At 63.3% G+C, this 6,209-nt stretch carries 4 protein-coding genes; 1 reads left to right on the top strand and 3 read right to left on the bottom strand.

Going from position 1 to position 6,209, the window contains the following annotated elements:
- Positions 1-27: 27 nt before the first annotated feature.
- The 3 genes from QZL63_RS08475 to QZL63_RS08465 all read right to left on the bottom strand — a co-directional run bounded on the left by QZL63_RS08475 (position 28) and on the right by QZL63_RS08465 (position 3,043).
- Complete coding sequence (locus QZL63_RS08475; protein ID WP_022308888.1) at positions 28-969, bottom strand: ribose-phosphate diphosphokinase; 942 nt, start codon at positions 967-969, stop codon at positions 28-30.
- An 85-nt stretch (positions 970-1,054) separates the two neighbouring features.
- Positions 1,055-1,648 (bottom strand): ribosome biogenesis GTP-binding protein YihA/YsxC, encoded by a 594-nt coding sequence (gene yihA / locus QZL63_RS08470; RefSeq protein ID WP_022308887.1) that lies wholly within the window; start codon positions 1,646-1,648, stop codon positions 1,055-1,057.
- Between the two features lie 108 nt (positions 1,649-1,756).
- Positions 1,757-3,043, bottom strand: coding sequence for an acyloxyacyl hydrolase (locus QZL63_RS08465; protein WP_441293898.1), 1,287 nt, complete (start codon positions 3,041-3,043; stop codon positions 1,757-1,759).
- 470 nt (positions 3,044-3,513) lie between these two features.
- Here QZL63_RS08465 and QZL63_RS08460 point away from each other — a divergent pair.
- A partial coding sequence (locus QZL63_RS08460; protein ID WP_290586564.1) for a glycoside hydrolase family 2 protein occupies positions 3,514-6,209 on the top strand: 2,696 nt, incomplete at its 3' end.

Genomic DNA, 6,209 nt, shown 5'->3' with positions numbered 1-6,209 from the left:
GCCTCTTTTCTGCCCTGTCCGGGTTTCCTACTTGAAGAAGATCGACGAGATCTCCTTGTAGTTGTGCACACGCTCGATGACGTCGGCAAAGATGTCGGCGACGGAGAGCACCGTGAACTTGTGCAGGTCCTTGTTGGGGTTGAGCGGAATCGTGTCGGTCACGATCACCTCCTCGAGGGCGCTGTCGTTGATGCGCTCGTAGGCCGGGCCCGAGAGCACGGGGTGGGTGATCGCCGCGCGCACGCTCTTCGCGCCGCGGGCCATGAGCATGTCGGCGGCCATGCAGATCGTGCCGGCCGTGTCGATCATGTCATCGACGATCAGGACGTTGCGTCCCTCGACTTCGCCGATGGCCGTCATCTTGCCCACGACGTTGGCCTTCGCGCGCTCCTTGTGCGAGATGATGATCGGCGTGCCGAGGTGCTTGGCATAGGTGTTGGCACGTTTGGCGCCGCCCATGTCGGGTGCGGCGATCGAGAGATCCTCGATGTGGAGGCTTTCGATATAGGGGACGAAGATGCCGCTGGCATAGAGTGCATCCACGGGAATGTCGAAGAAACCCTGAATCTGGTCGGCATGCAGGTCCATGGTCATCACACGGTCCACGCCTGCGGCCATGAGCAGGTTGGCCACCAGCTTGGCCCCGATCGGTACGCGGGGACGGTCCTTGCGGTCCTGACGCGCCCAGCCGAAGTAGGGCATCACGGCCACGACCTTGTAGGCCGAAGCACGGCGTGCGGCGTCGATCATCATCAGCAGCTCCATGAGGTTGTCCGAGGGCGGGAACGTCGATTGGATGATGAATACCGTACAGCCACGGATCGACTCGTTGTAGCAGGGCTGGAACTCGCCGTCGCTGAAACGCAGGACCTCGGATTGTCCGAGCGTCGTGCCGAAACTTGCGGCGATCTTCTGGGCGAGGTACTCGGAACCGCGACCCGCGAAGATCTTGATTTTGTGGATAGCCATAGGTTACGAAGGATTTTGATGGTGCAAATATAGGACATTGCGTTGAAAAACCGAGCCTTTTCGGGTTCGATTTTTCAACATTCGGTCAAACTTTGAGGCATTCGCCGATGAAATCGAGTATTTCGTCGCGCCCCGTGCCGCGCTCCGACGATGAGACGAACATCGGGGGCAGCTCCTCCCATGTCTCGGCGAGCGTCCGGCGGTAGCGCTCGATGCTCTTTTCGCATTGAGTTTTCGATAGCTTGTCGGCCTTGGTGAAGACGATGCCGAACGGGACGCCGTTCGTGCCGAGCATTTCGATGAAGCGCAGGTCGATTTTCTGGGGTTCGAGGCGGATATCGACCAGCACGAAGAGGAAGTGGAGCTTCTCGCAGCGGAGCACGTAGTCGGTGATGAGCTTCGAGAACTCGCCCCGCACGGCCTTCGACGTGCGGGCGTAGCCGTAACCGGGCAGATCCACGAGATACCACGCGTCGTCGATGCGGAAGTGGTTGATCAGCCGGGTTTTGCCCGGAGTTCCCGAGACCTTGGCCAGCCCGTTGCGGCCGGTGAGCATGTTGATGAGCGACGATTTGCCGACGTTGCTGCGGCCGATGAAGGCGATGTCGCGCAGGCTATCTTTCGGGACCTGCGTGATGCGTTCGGAGCTGCAGCGGAATTCTGCCTTGTTGATCTGCATGGGTATAGGGTTTTGTGCCGTGGGGCATGTCCATCCGCTGCAAAGGTAGTGCAAAGGGCGTGCACTGCCAAATCGAAAAGCGCGCCGCGGCGGAAAACGGCCGGAAAATCAGTAGTGGTGCGGCGACCGGTTGTTGAACCTCCAGCCCGCACCGAGCATCAGGAAGTTGGGCATGTGGAAGTCGCTCAGCGAGTAGCCGATGTGCACGAACGAGTTGCGGGTGACGCCCACCTTCAGGGCGAGTGTCTGGTAGAAGTAGTCCATGTCGCCGCCCTTGTGCAATATGTTCCTGCCCAGTCCGATTCCGATGGTGAAGTAGGGCATGACGAACTCGGCGCGTGCCGATAGGCCGAGAGCCAGCTGGCGGTCGATTCCCGGTTTTACGAACTCCAGGTCGGGCGAGTCGCCCACGGCGGTGATCTGGTCGGGGATGTAGACGTTGGCGCTGCCGTCGTAGATGCCGTCGAGCGAGAGGCCCGCACGGAACTTGTAGCCGAAGTTGTACATGGCTGCGAAGTTCACGCCCAGCACCGTGTAGGCGTCGGGCGATGCGTACTGGTTGCCGTCGAACGCGACGCCCTTGCGGCGCCACGACCCGAAGAGCACTAGGTCGTAGGTCATGTGGGGGCGGAAGTCGGGGCCGTCAATGCGGCGTGCGACGCGGGCTTCGGCGGCCGTGCGTCCGAAGTTGCAGGTCAGTCCGGCCTGCAGTCCGGCGGAGTTGAGCCCGGCGTTGGGAATCGTGGTGTTGCCGTTGGAGAAGTGGGTGAGCGTGGGTCCGAAGGTCAGGTCGAGTTCGTGCGTGAGCATCCAGCGCAGGTAGAAGCTGACGTTGAGCAGGGCGTTGAGCCGCGAGCCCATCATCGTGTTGAGCGCGTTGTTCTCCCGGTCGTAGGGCTTCCAGCCGAACGAGAGGCCGAAGTTCCACTCGTAGTTGAGCGAGAGCCGGGGCGAGAGGCGGGCGATGCGCGCCCCCTGGAAGAGGTAGATTGCCACGGGATTGCCCAGTTCGAGCGGGTTGGCGAAGTCGTAGTAGGCCGCACCGATGCCCTGGTATACGCCGCCGTAGATGCGGTCGGCATAGGAGCCGGGACGGAACTGGAACGAGTATTTGAGGTGGGCGGCGAGCGAGAGGTCCATGGGCCGCATCAGCGAGTTCACCCCGTCGAGGAAGGGGTTGGTCGGGAAGATGTATTCGGGGCGGAATTCGGCGCCGAGGCGGTGCTGGAGCCTGCGGCGTTTCGGGCCGGCGAAGTCCGGATGCCGCTCCTGCCCGGCGGTGCGGGCCAGACGCCCCGGACGGGCGGTCCCGGTGCTGCGCAGCGTATCACGGGGCGGTCCCGGGGCGGCGCAGCGTATCCCGGAGGGCGGTCGTGTCGGCCGTCTGCCGGAGATCCGCCGCCGATTCCCGACCGAAGGAGGGAGTCGGCCCGTATGTCTGGGCGGATCCCGTCACCCTCCTGTCCGCCGTCAGCGGAGCGGGCGATACCCACAATGCCGACAGCAGGGCAAGCACTGTCATCCAATATCTCATTCCGTACGTTCGTTCCATCGGCTCGGTCTTGGGGATTCGGGACCAAAGGTAAGAAAATTTTTCCCGCTCCCTGTCTCCCTGCGGGCGGAAAGCTCCTCCGTGCGGTCGATTTTCCTTCGGTCGGATGTCATTCCTGCGGCCGGGCCCGTGCCGATGCGACCGATTCCGTTCCGGCGGTTGCCTGATTGGCTGTTTTTTGCTATATTTGTCTTCCGGCCGGCAGTTGCTCTCCGGGATTGTCCGATCCGCCCGGCGGCATCCGCCCGGCAGCGGTCGCTCCCGTATCTCCTACCGGTCCTGCAACTGCGTGGTAAACAACAATTTCATCCATATGCGATCCATCCTTCGTTCCCTTGTGGCCGCCGCCTGTCTGTCGTTCCCGGGCCTTGCTGCGGCACAGTCGCTCCCCGGGGCCGATTCGTCGGCCGTCGTGGCTTACCGGCCGCAGTTCTCTACGGCGGGGTTTTACGAACTCCCCGGCACGGGGCGCACGGTCTATAACATGAATCCGGCATGGCGTTTCCACCGCGGGGCGGCCGAGGGAGCCGGACAGCGCGATTTCGACGATCGGGCCTGGCCGCTCGTCTCGCTCCCCGACGGGATCGAATACCTGCCGACCGAAGCCAGCGGCTGCGTCAATTATCAGGGCGAGGTGTGGTACCGCAAACACTTCACGCCCCGCGAGGAGTGGCGGGGCAAGCGGCTGTTCCTCCATTTCGAGGCCATCATGGGCAAATCGGAGGTGTGGGTCAATGGACACTGCCTCGCCCGGCACTACGGAGGCTATCTGCCGGTCGTGGTCGATATCTCGCCCGCCGTCGAGTACGGCGGGGACAATGTCATCGCCGTGCGTGCGGACAACAGCGACGATCCGATGTTCCCGCCCGGCAAACCGCAGGATGCACTGGATTTTGCCTACTTCGGCGGCATCTACCGCGACTGCTGGCTCATCGCCCACAACCGGGTCTTCATCACCGATCCCAACTACGAGGATCAGGAGGCCGGAGGCGGGCTCTTCGTCTCCTACGACGACGTGTCGGAGGCCTCGGCCAGAGTGCGGATGGCTGCACACGTGCGCAACCTTTCGGGCCGGTCGTTCCGGGGACGGGTCGTCTATGAACTCTACGACCGGGAGGGACAGCTGGCCGCTTCGGCCGAGGAGCGGCTCTCGGTGACCAACGGGGCGGCCAAGCGGGTCGAGGCCCGCGTGACCCTCTCGCAGCCCCGCCTCTGGTCGCCCGATATGCCCTACCTCTACAAGTTGCATGTTTACGTGAAGGACCAGCAGGGCGATGTGGTCGATGGCTATTGCCGCCGGATCGGTATTCGCAGCATCGAGTTCCGGGGCAAGGAGGGGTTCTGGCTCAACGGCAGGCCCTATCCGTGGCCGCTGATCGGCGCCAACCGCCATCAGGACTTCGCCGTCGTGGGCAATGCCCTGTCGAACAGCCTCCACTGGCGGGATGCCAGGAAGCTGCGCGATGTCGGCCTGCGCGTGATCCGCAACGCCCACTATCCGCAGGATCCGGCCTTCATGGACGCCTGCGACGAGTTGGGGCTTTTCGTGATCGTCAATACCCCGGGCTGGCAGTTCTGGAACGACGATCGGGTCTTTGCCGAGCGGGTCTATTCCGACATCCGTAACATGGTGCGCCGCGACCGCAACCACCCCTCGGTGTGGCTTTGGGAGCCGATTCTCAACGAGACATGGTATCCGGAGGATTTCGCCGCGAATGTCGTGCGAATCCTGCATGAGGAGTATCCCTATCCTTACTGTTATGCGGGTTGCGATGCCGCGGCCCGCGGAGCCGAACACTTTCCCGTGCAGTTCACCCATCCGCTCAACGGGGGCGACGGGGCGTTCAATACCCGGGAGCTGGATCCGAAGGTGTGCTATTTCACCCGCGAGTGGGGGGACAACGTCGATGACTGGAATTCGCACAATTCGCCGAGCCGCGTGAACCGCGGGTGGGGCGAGGTGCCGATGCTCATCCAGGCCAAAGGATATGCCCGCCCGGACTATCAGTATACGTGCTACGATGCTTTGTGGCGGACGCCGCGCCAGCATGTGGGCGGGTGTCTCTGGCACTCGTTCGACCACCAGCGGGGCTATCATCCCGATCCCTTCTACGGCGGCATCATGGATGCCTTCCGGCAGCCGAAATACTCCTATTACATGTTCTGCGCGCAGCGGCCTGTGCAGCCCAATCCGGAGTTGATTGCCGGAAGCGGCCCGATGGTCTACATCGCCCATGCCATGACCCCCTTCTCGCCGGCCGATGTGACGGTCTACAGCAATTGCGACGAGGTGCGCCTGACCTGCTGCAGGGATGGAGAGCCGCGCGTCTACCGCAAGTCGCCCGAGGCGGGCGGCATGCCCTCTCCGATGATCCTGTTCGAAGGGGTTTTCGATGTGATGCGCGACAAGGAGCTGTCGCGCGAGGGGCGTCAGGGCGACTCCTATCTGCTGGCCGAGGGGCTTGTGGACGGCCGGGTCGTGGCGACGCACAAGGTCATGCCGGCGCGGCGTCCTGCGAAACTGTTGCTGTGGGCCGATGACGGGCCGGCAGGGATGACGGCCGACGGCTCGGACCTGATGACGGTCGTAGCCGCCGTGGCGGATGAGAACGGGACGATCAAGCGTCTGAACGACTGCGAGGTGCTCTTCGAGATCGAAGGTCCGGGCGAGCTGGTTGCTTCGGAAGGGACCTTCACCAATCCCCGGCGGGTCAGCTGGGGTACGGCCCCCGTGCTCGTGCGCGCCACAACGACTCCGGGAACGATCCGCGTCCGGGCCCGGGTCGTTTTCCAGGGAAAGCATACGCTCCTGGCGGCCGAGTTGGAGATCCCGACCTTCCCGGCGGATCACGAAGTGATTGCCGATCCGTCGGAGCTCGAAGCGGCCGAGGCGGCGAAGGGGGTGCGGAGTAAGGCTCCGGAATCTTCCGACCGTGATTTGGAACGGGAGGTCGAGGCGTTGCGCCGGGAACTCAACGCGCTGAAACTTCGGGAGGTGGAGCGGCAGCA

Source organism: Alistipes sp. CAG:268, from assembly GCA_000434235.1.
Lineage (GTDB): Bacteria > Bacteroidota > Bacteroidia > Bacteroidales > Rikenellaceae > Alistipes > Alistipes avistercoris.
This window is presented reverse-complemented; position numbering and strand designations above follow the sequence as displayed.